This is a genomic window from Pediococcus pentosaceus ATCC 25745 (genome assembly GCF_000014505.1).
Taxonomy (GTDB): domain Bacteria; phylum Bacillota; class Bacilli; order Lactobacillales; family Lactobacillaceae; genus Pediococcus; species Pediococcus pentosaceus.
On record NC_008525.1, the window covers coordinates 51332 to 67594 of the forward strand.

At 38.1% G+C, this 16263-nt stretch carries 9 protein-coding genes; 7 read left to right on the forward strand and 2 right to left on the reverse strand.

Translation table 11 applies throughout. The features are described from left to right. The first annotated feature begins 1 nt into the window (after window position 1). Together PEPE_RS00280 and PEPE_RS00285 are read left to right on the forward strand one after the other, a co-directional pair. Window positions 2-886: a zinc ribbon domain-containing protein gene (locus tag PEPE_RS00280; protein WP_011672798.1), complete on the forward strand. Its 885-nt coding sequence runs from the start codon at window positions 2-4 to the stop codon at window positions 884-886. Between the two features lie 126 nt (window positions 887-1012). Next, complete coding sequence (locus tag PEPE_RS00285) at window positions 1013-2038, forward strand: linear amide C-N hydrolase (RefSeq protein WP_011672799.1); 1026 nt, start codon at window positions 1013-1015, stop codon at window positions 2036-2038. 81 nt (window positions 2039-2119) lie between these two features. On the opposite strand, the gene pnuC is transcribed toward PEPE_RS00285, so the two are convergent. Continuing rightward, window positions 2120-2872 (reverse strand): nicotinamide riboside transporter PnuC, encoded by a 753-nt coding sequence (gene pnuC, locus PEPE_RS00290; protein ID WP_011672800.1) that lies wholly within the window; start codon window positions 2870-2872, stop codon window positions 2120-2122. A 500-nt stretch (window positions 2873-3372) separates the two neighbouring features. Between pnuC and PEPE_RS09360 the strand changes: the two genes are divergently transcribed. Further along, window positions 3373-3465, forward strand: coding sequence for a KxYKxGKxW signal peptide domain-containing protein (locus tag PEPE_RS09360; RefSeq protein ID WP_080504369.1), 93 nt, complete (start codon window positions 3373-3375; stop codon window positions 3463-3465). Then, window positions 3441-10445 (forward strand): LPXTG cell wall anchor domain-containing protein, encoded by a 7005-nt coding sequence (locus PEPE_RS09305; protein ID WP_011672801.1) that lies wholly within the window; start codon window positions 3441-3443, stop codon window positions 10443-10445. Before PEPE_RS09360 ends, PEPE_RS09305 begins: the two co-directional genes overlap by 25 nt. 89 nt (window positions 10446-10534) lie before the next feature. Here the strand turns inward: PEPE_RS09305 and PEPE_RS00300 are convergent, their stop codons facing one another. Then, window positions 10535-10900 (reverse strand): MerR family transcriptional regulator, encoded by a 366-nt coding sequence (locus PEPE_RS00300; RefSeq protein ID WP_011672802.1) that lies wholly within the window; start codon window positions 10898-10900, stop codon window positions 10535-10537. A gap of 161 nt (window positions 10901-11061) precedes the next feature. Here PEPE_RS00300 and PEPE_RS00305 point away from each other — a divergent pair, with 161 nt between their 5' ends. From PEPE_RS00305 to PEPE_RS00315, 3 genes are all read left to right on the forward strand, one after another. Beyond that, window positions 11062-12069, forward strand: coding sequence for an aldo/keto reductase (locus PEPE_RS00305; protein ID WP_041525474.1), 1008 nt, complete (start codon window positions 11062-11064; stop codon window positions 12067-12069). Window positions 12070-12644: 575 nt separating this feature from the next. Beyond that, window positions 12645-15014: an accessory Sec system translocase SecA2 gene (gene secA2, locus PEPE_RS00310; protein ID WP_011672804.1), complete on the forward strand. Its 2370-nt coding sequence runs from the start codon at window positions 12645-12647 to the stop codon at window positions 15012-15014. Next, window positions 15011-16243: a preprotein translocase subunit SecY gene (locus PEPE_RS00315; protein ID WP_011672805.1), complete on the forward strand. Its 1233-nt coding sequence runs from the start codon at window positions 15011-15013 to the stop codon at window positions 16241-16243. Before secA2 ends, PEPE_RS00315 begins: the two co-directional genes overlap by 4 nt. Window positions 16244-16263: the final 20 nt, after the last annotated feature.

The following is a 16263-nucleotide window of genomic DNA, read 5'->3' on the forward strand; positions in this document are numbered from 1 at the left end:
AATGAAATTTTGTACTAATTGTGGAGCACAACTAGAAGCCGAGGATAAATTTTGTACGAGTTGTGGAACTGCAGTGGCAGCAAATACTGCGTCAGCTACTACAGAAATCCCAGAAAATAAAATCAATGTCGACAAGGAAGCTGTAAACGAACGTGTTCAACAAACTAAGCAATATGCGCAAAACTATTGGAATTGGGTAAAGACTTCAATTCAAAAACCGTTTGAAACTCAAAATGATGCTCATCCATTTTATGGAATGACAACGTTCATCTTATTTTCTATTATCGGTGCCTTATTCGTCGTAATTCCAGGAGGACAAATTTTTGGTAAGTTTAGCGAAACTACTAGTCACTATGGCGTTAATACGGAAAGTATTATGGATAATCCCTTCACCATTGGAATGTTCTTTAAACTATTAGTAGTTATCGCTATCATTTACGCTTTATACATTGTCATTGGTTATCTAGTTGAAAAACTTCTTAGTACAGAAGACAGTGAAACTTCAGTCATTGAGTATACCAACAAATTTGCTCATTTTATTAATTACACACTTATTTTCTCGGTTGTGGCTTTAGTGATAACTATTTTTAGTACTCAAACGATTGTTAACAACCTGAGTGAAGGTCGTACAGACCTTGGAAGCCTTAACTTGGTAGTTGGATTACTCGCCTTGGCTTCTCTAGGATTTAGTACAGGATTTTTAGCGACTTTCTTTGATAAAAATGTGAAATATAAAATTGATCGAATCTATGTGGTAGTGATTGCTCAATTGGTCGTTTCACTAGTTATTTATATTTTAGTTCGTTACATGATTGTTCCAAATGCTGAAAGTTATGCTACAGGCCTCTTTGGTAGTGTATTCAGTACTTTCGATAATTTATTTTAAAGTATCAAGGCTTGGTGGAAGTTAAAAACTTTCTCTAAGCTTTTTTATTTAGAGGGATAATGTTTTTATTCTTAAGTTAAAAATGGTATAAAGGTTTCGTTAGAATTATTGAAAGAAGGCAATTAAATGTGTACTAATATTGAAATTACGGCTAAAAATGGAGAGCATTTTTGGGGGAGAACCATGGATTTAGCTTTACCAATGTTTGGCGAAGATCCAGAACACGACTTAGGAGCCCGTGGAATGATTACAACGATTCCAGCTGGCGTTGATATTGACAGCCAACTTGCAAATTGGCAAGCAGACTATGCTGCCATGGGGATTGGTATAGGTGGAACGCACATTTTATTTGACGGGATTAACGAGCATGGATTAGCTGGTGACCTTCAAGTATTATTTGAGAGTACCGCCGATACATTGGAAAATATTCAACAACGGCAACAGGTTCCAGTGATGAATACAGAATTCGTAACGTACGTATTAACGCACTTTAAGAGCGTTAAAGAAATCCGTGAAAACTATCAAAATTTCGCGGTAGTGGATCAACCTACAATGCTTAATGGTCATTCGATTTCATTCCCACTTCACTATAGCTTTGTTGATGAGAGTGGCGATGGAGTGGTGCTCGAGCCTGTAGATAATGGCTCCTTCAAACTTTATGATTCAGTGGGAGTGGTCACTAACAGCCCCGAATATAACTGGCACACTGTTAATTTACGTAATTATATTGCTTTAAATGAACTTAATATCAAACAACCTAAAACCTATAAAAATGGGGTAACATTAAATCCGATTGAAGGCGGAACGGGATATGGCTTAACCGGCTTACCAGGAACGTATACATCACCCGATCGTTTGGTGAGAAGTTTTATGGTTGCTAATTTAATGGATGATTTTGAAGCCGAAGATGGGATTGCTCAACTTTATGCAGCTTTCCGACCGGTTATAATTCCACGAGGGATGGAGCGCAACACTTCAGAAGACATTTTGTCAGATTATACGCGTTATTGGTCAGGATATGATTTGAAACAACGCAAAGTTTACATTCAAACTGGTCGAGGACTGGCTATTACAGCTAAGTGTTTAAATCAAACAGCCACTACCATTAGTTTTGATGAGGTTGACACTGGAAACTATATTCATGAAATTTAATTGAATATAAAATTGCACCCAGAGTTCTCATTCTCGGTGCAATTTTTTTGTACAAAAAAGACCTCCAACGAGGTCTTTAGATTATTTATTTTGGTCTGGATGGAACCATTTGCTAGAAACCAATGCTACAACATCATTTAAGAGATAGAGGCAGTAAGTGAAGAATAGTACCCAAACAGGATGACCAGAAAGAGCTGTCATACTCCAAAGCGCAATACTCATAATAGATTGAGCAAGCCAGAAATAATAAGTTGAACGGAATCGACGAACAGTTAAAACTGCTCCTGTTAATCCTAAAGTGGCACTCAATGAATCAATAATAGGACGTGGACTAGTCAAAATAATGGTGTCTAATCCGTAAGTTAAGGCCCAGAAAATTAAGAAAGTGATTATCGTTTGAACGATATATTTCCCAGACATTAAGCGTGGAACGAGGCCTTCACTGCTATTCCAGTGTTTATTGAAAACCACGGGAATATCTAATAAAACGATGTAAGCTGCTTGCATGATTACATCACTAAAATTACCAGTAATTGTAGCAACGTAAATCAACATGATTGCGGACACAAAACCTAAAATCCCGTTAATGGGTTTTCCATTAGTGATACTTAGGGTACATGTGAAGCCGATCACGCCGGCAATAGTGGATGTAATTCCTAGTGCATTAAGGTTGTGATATAAACCGGTAACTAAGAGAAATAAAACTCCAAAAGTTAATAAAATGTAGCTAGAAGTCATCCAACCCGACATTTGGTCTTTGTACCAATGAAGGTTGAAAACCCGCATTGGTGATTCGGGATTGTAACTAAAATCTGTGTCTTGTGTACTCTGCAAAATAATTCCTTCTTTCTATGATTTGTATTAGCCCGGTAGAAAGGTGATTCAGGCTGAAAAGGTTGCAAAAAAAAGTAGTACTAAACTAGTATACGCTCCTTAAATGAGGGATGCGAAGGTTTCTTTGTGTCCATTCAAGGGGGTTAAATAGTATTTTAAAGGGTAAATAGGATTAGGACGGAGCTTATTGAGAATTTCATTTTGGAAAATGTATTAAATTTTTTTGTTAAACTTCCAAAAGTAAATTTAGAAACTAAAAATCGAAAAATTTGTACAATAAAAATATTTTTATGTACAAATGGAAAAACGTTACAAACCTTGTTAAATCCAATAATACATGGCGTTGATGGTTTTGATTCTTAAAAGTAAGTATTGACGCAAAAAAACATATGATGGTATGCTACGTGTGTTAAAAAATACACATCATTGATAAGTGTCAGGATTCATAATGCGTTGGCTGTATAAAATTTATATTTTGTGTAAGGGCAGTGGAGGAATACATGTCAAGAAGAAAGCTGTTAAATGCTAATGAAAAAAAGCATTATAAAATGTATAAAAGTGGAAAACAATGGTTTTTGCTGGTATGGGAGTAGTTGCAGGTTTATTTGGCGCGGGTAGTGGAATGACGGTTAGTGCTGATGAAAAACCGGGGGTCAGTTTAGATTTGAGTCAATCTGAGGATTTATTGGCGACTCAAACGAGTGCGACGATTCCTGGTTCAACCAGTACAAGTAGTTCATCTACTGGAGAAAGTACGTCAAATAGTACAAAAGCAGTAGATTCAAAAAGTACTAATGCTACTACTGATGCAAAATCTGAAACACAAAGTAATAGTAGTGCCAAAAGTACCTCAGCAGATAAAAATTCGGCTAGTCAAAAGACTTCAGAAAGCACAAGTCTTTCAACAAGTGCAAGTACCAGCCAATCTAAAAGCTTAAGTAGTTCATTGAAAGAAGCTCAAACAAAGAGTACATCTAAGGATGCAACTAAAGTAGCTGATAATCAACAAAGTAAACAAAAAGATGGTAAAGAACAGAAAAATGCAAAATCAGATGCTAAGCAAGATGTAAAACAAACCGCTAAAGATGATAATGTGAAAACCAGCCAATCTACGGCGTCTTCATCTACTGCATCAAATCAAGGAAGTGAGCATGCTCAAATTAATGACAATATCAGTAGTTTGAGTAATAGTACGTCAGGAAGTATTACTGAAAGCGCTAGTGGTTCCTTAAGTGTGTCTCTCTCTAATTCGTTATTTGTAAGTGATTCTCGTAAACGGGATAAAGACTCGGCTTCAAATAGTCAAAGTCTTGCAAAATCATTGTCTAATGCAAAAGCTCAAGCTGAGAATGCCAGTGTTCAAGGTGTTAATGATGCCACGCAGATTGTAACTTACACAGACGAAAATGGAAAAGAGCTAGCACCATCAGAGACTACGTTGCACAATTCGGGAGAGAAGCCAGATATACCAGGACCAAAGAAAATTAAAGGATATGTCGTAGATACCAGCAAATCCGAAATCATAAGTAATGGTGCTGCGGTACCTTTCTCACTTTACTTACAACTTGGAAAGTTTAGCTCAATTGAAGAACTGCTAGACCTGATAAACTCCTCCGACGCCTATCCAGTAGGAACGGTTGAAATTAAATACGTTTATAAGGTATATAACAGTAAGATCAGTATTACTGGTAAGAACGGGGCAACAACTACCGGAAATCCTCTCGACATTGCTAGTTTGGTAAACTCAATTACCAACGCGGATGGTTCAAAGGGTGATATCAATAATGTTACTTCACCAGATTTAGATCAAGTAGATTGGAATAAAGGTGGTACATACACCGTTACGTTGAACTACTTTGATCCTAGTACTTTAGAAACTGCAACGACTACTGTTACCGTTACAGTCGAAGATAATTCAGCAAGTACTAGTACTTCAACATCATCATCATTGTCAAACAGCGTCTCGAAGAGCGACTCCATTACTAGTGATTCAACTTCAAAAAGTGCATCAACTAGTGGTTCGACTTCCACATCAGTATCAGGTTCGAAGTCAGTGAGTCAATCGATTTCAGCTTCAAAGAGCACGTCAACTAGCGGCTCAACGTCCGTATCGGTATCGAATTCGAAGTCAACGAGTGACTCAGCAAGTCGATCAGTATCAACATCAAAGAGTACGTCAACCAGTGGTTCGACATCCGTATCAAATTCGAAATCAACGAGTGATTCAGTGAGCCAATCGATTTCAACATCGAAGAGCAATTCAGCATCTGCATCAGGATCAGTTTCGGACAGTGTGTCGAAATCGAAGAGCGATTCTATAACCAGTGACTCGATTAGTAACTCAATTTCAACGTCCGTGTCAGGCTCGAAATCAACGAGTGATTCAGCGAGTCAGTCAATTTCGACATCGAAGAGTACGTCAACTAGTGGCTCAACGTCAGTGTCAAATTCGAAATCAATGAGTGATTCGGTGAGTCAATCGATTTCAACATCAAAGAGTACGTCAACCAGTGGTTCAACATCCGTATCAAATTCGAAATCAACAAGTGATTCGTTGAGTCAATCGATTTCGGCATCAAAGAGTACGTCAACCAGTGGCTCAACATCCGTATCAAATTCGAAATCAACGAGTGATTCAGTGAGCCAATCGATTTCTACATCGAAGAGCGATTCAACATCTGCATCAGGATCAGTTTCGGATAGTGTATCGAAATCGAAGAGCGATTCTATAACTAGTGACTCGATCAGTAACTCAATTTCGACGTCTGTGTCAGGCTCGAAATCGACCAGTGATTCGGTGAGTCAATCGATTTCAACATCGAAGAGTACGTCAACTAGTGGTTCAACGTCTGTATCAAATTCGAAATCAACGAGTGATTCGGTGAGTCAGTCAATTTCGACATCGAAGAGCGATTCTATAACCAGTGATTCCATTAGTGACTCGATTTCAACGTCTATATCCGATAGCACATCGACAAGTCATTCAACATCTGATTCAGTATCGACATCAAATTCAAACTCAGATTCGAAGAGTAAGTCGGAAAGTCGCTCGACCTCAACATCTATATCGGATTCAATTTCGGATAGTAACTCAAAGAGTACATCAGAAAGTCGCTCGACTTCGACATCTAGTTCTGATTCGAAATCAGATAGTGCATCAAAATCAGATAGTATTTCGAAGAGTGATTCTATAACAAGTAACTCAATTAGTGAGTCAATCTCAACGTCAAATTCTGATTCAAGCTCGAAGAGTGATTCCAAGAGTACATCAGAAAGTCGCTCGACTTCGACATCTGTATCGGATTCAATTTCAGACAGTAACTCAAAGAGTACATCAGAAAGCCGTTCGACCTCGACTTCTGTATCGGATTCAACTTCGGATAGTACATCGACAAGTCATTCGACATCGGATTCAGTATCGACATCAAATTCAGATAGTAACTCAAAGAGTACATCAGAAAGTCGCTCGACTTCGACATCCATTTCTGACTCGAAATCAGATAGTGCATCAAAATCAGACAGTGTTTCGAAGAGCGATTCCATAACAAGTAATTCGATTAGTGAATCAATCTCGACGTCAAAATCAGATTCAAGTTCAAAGAGTATGTCAGACAGTCGTTCGGCATCGACGTCCGTATCGGATTCAACTTCAGATAGTGCGTCAACGAGTCACTCAAAATCTGATTCAGTATCAACATCGAACTCAGATTCAAGTTCAAAGAGTGACTCAGTAAGTACGTCGGACAGTCGCTCAACCTCGACTTCTGTATCTGATTCAATTTCGAAGAGTATGTCAGATAGTCGTTCAACTTCGACATCAGTTTCTGATTCGAAATCGGATAGCGAATCAAAATCAGATAGTATTTCGAAGAGCGATTCCATAACAAGTAACTCAATTAGCGAATCAATCTCAACGTCAAATTCTGATTCGATTTCAGACAGTAACTCGAAGAGTACATCAGATAGTCGTTCAACTTCGACATCTATATCTGATTCAAAATCAGATAGTGCATCAAAATCGGACAGTGTTTCAAAGAGTGATTCTATAACGAGTGATTCGATTAGTGAATCAATCTCAACGTCAAATTCTGATTCGATTTCAGATAGTAACTCGAAGAGTACATCGGACAGTCGCTCAACTTCGACGTCTGTATCTGATTCGAAATCAGATAGTGCATCAACAAGTCATTCAACATCTGATTCAGTATCAACGTCAAATTCGGATTCAAGTTCAAAGAGTGATTCAGTAAGTACATCGGATAGTCGCTCAACTTCGACCTCCATATCTGATTCAACTTCAGATAGTGCGTCAACGAGTCATTCGACATCGGATTCAGTATCGACATCAAACTCAGATTCAGATTCGAAGAGTACATCAGACAGCCGCTCAGCTTCGACTTCAGTTTCTGATTCGAAATCGGATAGTGCATCAAAATCGGACAGTACTTCAAAGAGTGATTCTATAACAAGTAACTCGATTAGTGAGTCGATCTCAACGTCAAACTCGGATTCAAGTTCGAAGAGTGATTCCAAGAGCACATCAGACAGTCGTTCAACTTCGACCTCTGTCTCCAATTCGATTTCAGATAGTAACTCGAAGAGTACATCGGACAGTCGTTCGACTTCAACATCTGTATCTGATTCAACTTCAGATAGTGTGTCAACAAGTCATTCAACATCTGATTCAGTATCAACATCGAATTCAGATTCAGATTCGAAGAGTGCGTCAGACAGCCGCTCAACTTCGACCTCTGTCTCCAATTCGATTTCAGATAGTAACTCGAAGAGTACATCGGACAGTCGTTCGACTTCAACATCTGTATCTGATTCAACTTCAGATAGTGTGTCAACAAGTCATTCAACATCTGATTCAGTATCAACATCGAATTCAGATTCAGATTCGAAGAGTGCGTCAGACAGCCGCTCAACTTCGACCTCTGTCTCCAATTCGATTTCAGATAGTAACTCGAAGAGTACATCGGACAGTCGCTCAACTTCGACTTCTGTCTCAGATTCAACTTCAGATAGTGCATCGACGAGTCATTCGACATCGGATTCAGTATCGACATCAAACTCAGATTCAGATTCGAAGAGTACATCAGACAGCCGCTCAGCTTCGACTTCAGTTTCTGATTCGAAATCGGATAGCGAATCAAAATCAGATAGTACTTCGAAGAGCGATTCCATAACAAGTAATTCGATTAGTGAGTCAATTTCAACATCAAATTCGGATTCAAGTTCGAAGAGTGATTCCAAGAGCATATCAGATAGTCGCTCGACCTCGACTTCTGTCTCAGATTCAACTTCAGATAGTGCGTCAACGAGTCACTCGACATCTGATTCAGTATCAACATCGAATTCAGATTCAGATTCGAAGAGTATGTCAGAAAGTCGTTCAACCTCGACTTCTGTCTCAGATTCAACTTCAGATAGTGCATCAACAAGTCACTCGACATCTGATTCAGTATCGACATCAAAATCAGATAGTAGCTCAAAGAGTACATCAGATAGTCGCTCAACTTCGACATCCATTTCTGATTCGAAATCGGATAGTGCATCAAAATCAGATAGTATTTCGAAGAGTGATTCTATAACAAGTAATTCAATTAGTGAGTCAATCTCGACGTCAAAATCAGATTCAAGTTCAAAGAGTGATTCAAAGAGTACGTCAGAAAGTCGTTCGGCCTCGACTTCTGTCTCAGATTCAACTTCGGATAGTATATCGACGAGTCACTCAACATCTGATTCAGTATCAACTTCAAATTCAGATTCAAGTTCGAAGAGTGATTCAAAGAGTACGTCAGAAAGTCGTTCGGCCTCGACGTCCGTATCGGATTCAACTTCAGATAGTACGTCAACGAGTCACTCGACATCTGATTCGGTATCAACATCGAACTCAGATTCAAGTTCGAAGAGTGCGTCAGACAGCCGCTCAACTTCGACCTCTGTCTCAGATTCGATTTCAGATAGTAACTCGAAGAGTACATCGGACAGTCGATCAGCCTCGACTTCTGTCTCAGATTCAACTTCAGATAGTACATCAACGAGTCATTCAACATCTGATTCAGTATCAACATCGAACTCAGACTCAGATTCGAAGAGTATGTCGGATAGCCGTTCAACTTCGACATCTATATCTGATTCAACTTCGGATAGTACATCGACAAGTCATTCAACATCTGATTCAGTATCAACATCGAATTCAGATTCAAGTTCAAAGAGTGATTCAGTAAGTACATCGGATAGCCGTTCAGCTTCGACTTCTGTCTCAGATTCAACTTCGGATAGTACATCGACGAGTCATTCAACATCTGATTCAGTATCAACATCGAACTCAGATTCAAGTTCGAAGAGTGATTCAAAGAGTGCGTCAGACAGCCGTTCAACTTCGACATCAGTATCTGATTCGACTTCAAATAGTACATCGGCAAGTCACTCAACATCTGATTCAGTATCGACATCGAACTCAGACTCAGATTCGAAGAGTATGTCGGATAGCCGTTCAACTTCGACATCTATATCTGATTCAACTTCGGATAGTACATCGACAAGTCATTCAACATCTGATTCAGTATCAACATCGAATTCAGATTCAAGTTCAAAGAGTGATTCAGTAAGTACATCGGATAGCCGTTCAGCTTCGACTTCAGTATCTGATTCAACTTCAGATAGTGCGTCAACGAGTCACTCAACATCTGATTCAGTATCAACATCGAACTCAGATTCAAGTTCGAAGAGTGATTCAAAGAGTGCGTCAGACAGCCGTTCAACTTCGACATCAGTATCTGATTCGACTTCAAATAGTACATCGGCAAGTCACTCAACATCTGATTCAGTATCGACATCGAACTCAGATTCAAGTTCGAAGAGTGATTCGATAAGTACATCAGAAAGTCGTTCGGCATCGACCTCTGTCTCCGATTCAACTTCAGTAAGTACATCGGACAGTCGCTCAACCTCGACTTCTATATCTGATTCGACTTCAAATTCAATTAGTGATGGTAATGGATCAACTTCTCACGATAACCACCATGGTAGTGGATCGGAAAGCAATAGTGAGTCAGGTAGTCAAAGCACATCGGATTCACAGAGTATTTCAACTAGCATTTCCGATAGTACTAGTGATAGCAAAAATAGTGGATCGGCTAGTCAAAGCATTTCTACATCACAAAGTAAATCCACGAGTGCTTCAATAAGTACTTCTCAGAGCGCTTCAACTAGTGTAAGTTCATCGCACAATGGAGCATCTTCACAGAATGATGACAACGGAAAGGGTACAACTAATGGTAATAGTGAGGTAGATCAACAAGGAAATGGGCAAGGAAACGGAGGTACTGGTAGCTACAATCAAGAACAAAACTTTGAAGCTACGGATACTGAAGTTGTAAGAACAACTGCTCAAGTTAAACATCAATCTACGGTTGATTTGAACGATGCTAGTCAAAACAGTCGTCAACAATCTCGTCTCCCTCAAACTGGCGAGACTGATAACAGCGGATGGACCTGGTTAGGTACAACATTGCTAGCGTTAGTAGGTTTGGGCAAGAAACGAAAAAAAGATAACGAAGATTAAATAACATTTAATCTAAAATAAAACACTCAACATTAGTTAAAAACTGATGTTGAGTGTTTTTGTGTTAAGCGGCTAATGAATTTAAGAATCTATTTTCCAGAATGGGTAGTCGCTAATTGATGAAGATCATCTATTTTATCTTTCAAATGATCCATAGATTGGGTTAGTTCGATCAAGGTGGTTTGAGTTTTAGCCAGCTGTTCTTGGAGAATAGCTAATCGCTCAGGTATGGTTTCATCGCCTTGTTCGTAAATATTAATGAAATGCTGTATTTGTTTTAAAGACATTCCACATTTTTTTGTGCATAGAATAAAATCTAGACGCTCAAGGTCACGATCGGAATAGTCACGGATGCCGTGGACACGTTTAACAGGACCTAATAATCCTTCGTGTTCATAGTAACGGAGGGTGGGACTTGAGATAGAAAATTGTGTGGCAACTTCTTCGATTTTCATTGTAAAATCCTCGCTTGACTTAAAGCTTACTTTAAGGAGTAAACTATGGTTATAAAAGTGATATTAATAGCTATCAGTCTACACTAAACGTGTGATTGATGAAAATGGTGGTTGTAAAATATTCTAGATTGGAGTGGGTGGATTTTATGACAAACGAATCAATGCAATATGCTAAATTAGGAAAAACTGATATCGAAGTTTCAAAAATTTGTATTGGGGCAATGAGTTTTGGACAACCAGGGACGATGCATGATTGGACACTAGATTACCCGGAAAGTGAAAAGGTGATTCGACATGCTTTAAATCTTGGAATTAACTTCTTTGATACGGCCAATGTTTATTCCAAAGGAACCAGTGAAGAATTTTTAGGGCGCGCATTAAAAGAAAATAATATTGCACGTGACCAAGTTGTGATTGCTTCGAAGGTTTATTTCAATGAAGGACGGCTTTCAAAAGATGCAATTAACCGTGAAATTGATGGCACGCTCCGTCGTTTAGGTACAGATTACCTTGATTTATATATTATTCATCGCTTTGATTACCAAACGCCGATTGAAGAAACTATGTCAGCCTTAAATGATTTAGTAGTGGCTGGTAAAGTTCGTGCAATTGGGGCTTCAGCAATGTATGGATATCAATTCTACAACATGCAACAAGTGGCTAAGGATCATGGTTGGGCTCAGTTCCAAACTATGGAAAATCACTATAATTTACTATATCGTGAAGATGAACGCGAATTAATTCCTATTTGTCAGCAAATGGATGTTTCTCTAATGCCTTACAGTCCACTAGCGGCTGGGCATTTGAGTCGTCGAACCTGGCAAACGGATACTTTGCGCAGCAAGACTGATCGGGTGGCCATGGGAAAATATGATCGAACAGAGGCTGAGGATATCAAGATTGTTAAACGAGTTGGTGAATTAGCCGATCGCTATGACGTTACCATGTCGCAAATTGCGTTAGCTTGGCAATGGGCCAAAGGGGTAACAGCTCCTATTATTGGTTCAACGAAGGCCAAACATTTAGATGATGCAGTAGCTGCTTTATCGGTTAAATTAACAAATGATGATGTTAAATACTTAGAAGAAATGTATATTCCCCATCCAATTGTAGGTGCGGTTGCGGAAAATCCAGCAGCAGGAACTGTATTAGTAGATGAGAAGAAATAAGTTAATTTGAATTAATCAAAAATAAAAACGGCTGTCAGAAGTAATTTCTGAGGGTCGTTTTTTCAGATTTAAACAGTTTTAATTTAAAATATATTTAATTCACAAAAATATTTTATGATTAATAAGTAATTAATAACCCGTCAAATATGTGTAATAAGCTAATTTTTACGATGAAAAAATGTAAAATTAATAGTACAATATACTTGAAGCGCATTAAATCTTAACACCCAATAATTTAACGGCTAATAAATGTAACAGCTGCATATATTAGATTGCTTAAAATAATTATAAACATGATACTAGCAGCAATCTTTTCTGTTGTAGCACGTTTTGTTTTTTTAGTAGTTGGTGGTTGTTGCAAACTTTTTTCATAGTTAAGCTTTTTTTTAACATCTTGATTAAGTAGACTATCTTTTTTAGGAAAATTATTTTTATCGATAATGTTATCTCCTTCCTTGTTTGAAGACTACACCTAGATTAAATCAATTTTTTTATAAAAAGTAAACAGAATATTGTAAAACAGTAAAATGAAAAACAATATAATATACAGAAACGATAAAAACAGGGGTAGGAAAATGGAATTTAATTTGGATAACTTTCGCTTAAGAAAGTATTCGAAAATCACAAAAAAAATTTTAGCACTAGGTAAAAAATACCAGACTTTAACGGATGATCAGTTACGTATAAAAACGGAAACGCTGAGAAATAAGCTGGTAAAAGGTGCTAGTTTAGATTCTATACTAATTGAAGCCTACGCCACCATCCGTGAAGCAGATTTTCGAGTTTTAGGGTTGAAGCCCTTTGAAAACCAGGTTTTGGGAGCCGTGGTGCTCCATTATGGGAATGTGGCACAAATGAATACGGGAGAAGGTAAGACTTTGACCGCTACCATGCCCTTATATTTAAACGGTTTAACTGGCCCAGGAAATTTTTTAGTTACGGTTAATAGTTATCTAGCTAACCGAGACGCAGAAGAGATTGGTAAAGTTTATAAATGGATGGGATTAACCTGTGCCTCAGGGGTGAGTTTAGACGATGAAGAATTGGATAAAAAGGCTATTTATCAAAATGATATCGTTTATACCACTAATAGTGAACTGGGATTTGATTATTTAACCGATAATTTAGTCGATAATATTAATAAAAAGAAATTAAATGATTTGAATTTCGCTTTAGTCGACGAAGTAGATTCCGTTTTACTGGATTTAGCGCAAACCCCGTTGGTCATTTCAGGAGCCCCTCGGGTCCAATCCAATCTGTTCGTATCAACGGATCGGATTGTTAAAAGTTTAAAACCAAATGTAGATTTTGAATTTAGTGAAGACTTGAAGGATGTCTGGTTTACCCAAACCGGTATCGAACAGTTGGAAGAGTATCTAGGAATCCAAGGTTTAATTTCGGATAAGTGGTCGGACTTTTACCGCCATTTAGTTCTAGCACTAAAAGCTAACTACGTTATGAAACGAAATCAAGACTATATCGTAACTAATAGGGAAGTCCTGTTGCTAGATAGCGAAAATGGGAGAGCCTTAACGGGGATGAAGTTAGAAGCCGGAATTCATCAGGCTATTGAAGCAAAAGAGGAAGTTGAACTTAGTGACCAAACGCGATCTATGGCTTCGATTACGTTACAAAATTTTTTCAAGATGTTTCGGAAGTTATCGGGCATGACTGGTACGGCTAAGTCTTCTGCTCGTGAATTTTTAGAGGTTTACAATTTGCCAGTTTTAAAAATTCCAACTCATAAACCTAACATTAGGATTGATCATGCAGATGTTGTCTTTGCGACCATGGATGAAAAAATTGAAGCAACCGTTCGGATGGTTAAGGCAGCGTATCAGATCAAGAGACCGGTCTTGTTAAAGACGGGTTCGCTGTCTTTATCCAGACTCTATTCGCGAGTACTACTGGAACATGGCATTGTACACAATGTATTAAATGCTCAAAGTGAATCTAAAGAGGCGATGATAGTGGCTAGCGCTGGTAAATCGGGCGCGATTACGGTTGCTACATCAATGGCTGGGCGCGGAACCGATATTAAATTGGGTAAAGGCGTCAAAGAAAAGGGCGGTTTACTGGTAATTGGTACGGAACGCATGGATAGTCGGCGAGTTGATGATCAACTACGGGGACGCGCCGGCCGGCAAGGTGATCCTGGGGAAAGTATTTTTCTAGTTTCATTGGACGATAAGGTTGTTATTGAAAACGCACCAGATTGGGTAGAAAAATATCGTTTAAAGCTTGAACAAGCCGTGGAGCAAGGTAAACGCAAATATGGCGCTCCACTAAAGGGACGCCGCGCTAGAAAAATTGTCGAAAAGGCTCAACAAGCGGCTGATTCAGCAGCTGAAGAAAGTCGAAAAAATGCGGTAAAGATGGATGATATTTTACGAATTCAAAGAGAATTAATTTATGATTTTCGCGATTATATTATGAAATCAACCGATTTGACCACAATGGTTCAACAAATTAAAAATGATTATTTTAACGCGATTGCTAGAGAGAATAAAAAAGATGCTGGAAAATTATTAGATTTTATTATCAATAATGTTGATTACAACTACATGGATAACGATTTCAATCCTGAGATTTTAGAAAGTACCGCTGATATAAAACAATATCTTGAAGAGATAGCACGTAATCGATGGAGCCAGCAACAAATGATTGTTAATAACAAATTTAAACAAAACTATTTAGAACGATTGGCCGTTCTAAAAGCCTTGGATGTAGCCTGGATTGAGCAAGTAGATAACTTACAACAACTAAAAACGGTTGTAACGAGCCGCTCGTCTGGTCAACATAATCCGGTTTTTGAATATGAAAAAGAGGCCATGCATTCATTTGAACAAATGAAGAAGTTATTCTGGAAAAATACAGTTAAATATATGCTGTTGTCAGAATTAATACCTGGTAAAAATGGATCAGTTAGGGTGGAATTTCCATGAAGAATAAATTTATCCATAGTGAATTGTTTTCGAAGGTTTTATTTACTTTGATGATGGTAGTTTTAATGGAATTAGGTCGTCAAATTGTAATTCCATCTTTAGATTCATCCATGAGTCGTCAAGTACTAGAGGCTTCACCACTTTTAAGGAATTTATCAGCCTTAACTGGGGGGCAGGCGAATTACCCTTCCTTATTTTCAGTTGGATTAGGCCCATACATGACAGGGATGATATTATTCCAAGCTATTCAGCTCTTAGATATTGATGAGCTAAATAAGATTAACGATTATAAACGAGGAATGATTCAACGTTGGATTTCATTTGTCATTGCCCTGCTCCAAACTCTGCAGTTTATCTATACGATTCGTGAACATATTAATTTTTCAGGAATTAAAGTGTGGGGAATTGATTACAACTTAATTGTGGCATTTTTTGTTTTAGTTGCAGGAGCAATGATTGTAGCTTGGATGTCAGATATGATCACTAAATATGGAATCGGTGGATCAGGAGTTTTAATTTTGCCAGGAATGATTGATAGTATTCCGCGAGTGCTACTTTATGGACAAGGTTTAGGCTCAGGAGCAGTATTTTTCACACCTAAATTATGGCTGGTCCTAATAATTTCAGTAGCAGTAGTAGTAATTTTTACGATATTTATCAATAAAGCTGAATTACGAATTCCGCTTCAGCGACCTTTTGTTCAAAATGATTTTTCTGAATCGTATTTACCAATTCGAGTACTAGCGGCAGGTAGCATGCCCTTCATGTTTACTACCACGGTATTTATGATTCCAAGCTATATTGGTTCTTTTGTTCCAGAAGGCGAATTTAATCGATTTGTTCAAAATTATGTGGCATTTGATAATCCCGTTGGAATCTTGATTTACTGTAGCATTATTGTCTTTTTAGGCTACGTGTTTAGTTTTATGAACTTTCAAACAGAAAGATTAACTAAGAATTTAAAGAAATCTGGTGACTACATATTTAATGTCGTTCCGGGAACTGCAACCAGACATTATCTAAACCAAAGATTGTTTCATTTGAGTACGGTTGCTAACATCTTCTTTTTAATTATCGTCGGAACACCACTAATAGTAGGGCTTTACCTACCAGAAATTACTAACTTTGCTTTCGTCTTTGCTAACATCCTCATTTTAATTACCATCATTGATACAACGATGGATCAATTTAAGACGATGTATCTAAGGATGCACTATGATCTTTTATAGAAAGCCACGGGGGAACTAAC

Bases quoted from the DNA above. Each gene is read 5' to 3' on its own strand.
- PEPE_RS00285 (WP_011672799.1), top strand. From the start codon at position 1,013: ATGTGTACTAATATTGAAATTACGGCTAAAAATGGAGAGCATTTTTGG.
- PEPE_RS00280 (WP_011672798.1), top strand. From the start codon at position 2: ATGAAATTTTGTACTAATTGTGGAGCACAACTAGAAGCCGAGGATAAA.
- PEPE_RS00305 (WP_041525474.1), top strand. From the start codon at position 11,062: ATGCAATATGCTAAATTAGGAAAAACTGATATCGAAGTTTCAAAAATT.
- PEPE_RS09305 (WP_011672801.1), top strand. From the start codon at position 3,441: ATGGTTTTTGCTGGTATGGGAGTAGTTGCAGGTTTATTTGGCGCGGGT.
- PEPE_RS00315 (WP_011672805.1), top strand. From the start codon at position 15,011: ATGAAGAATAAATTTATCCATAGTGAATTGTTTTCGAAGGTTTTATTT.
- PEPE_RS09360 (WP_080504369.1), top strand. From the start codon at position 3,373: ATGTCAAGAAGAAAGCTGTTAAATGCTAATGAAAAAAAGCATTATAAA.
- secA2 (WP_011672804.1), top strand. From the start codon at position 12,645: ATGGAATTTAATTTGGATAACTTTCGCTTAAGAAAGTATTCGAAAATC.
- PEPE_RS00300 (WP_011672802.1), bottom strand. From the start codon at position 10,900: ATGAAAATCGAAGAAGTTGCCACACAATTTTCTATCTCAAGTCCCACC.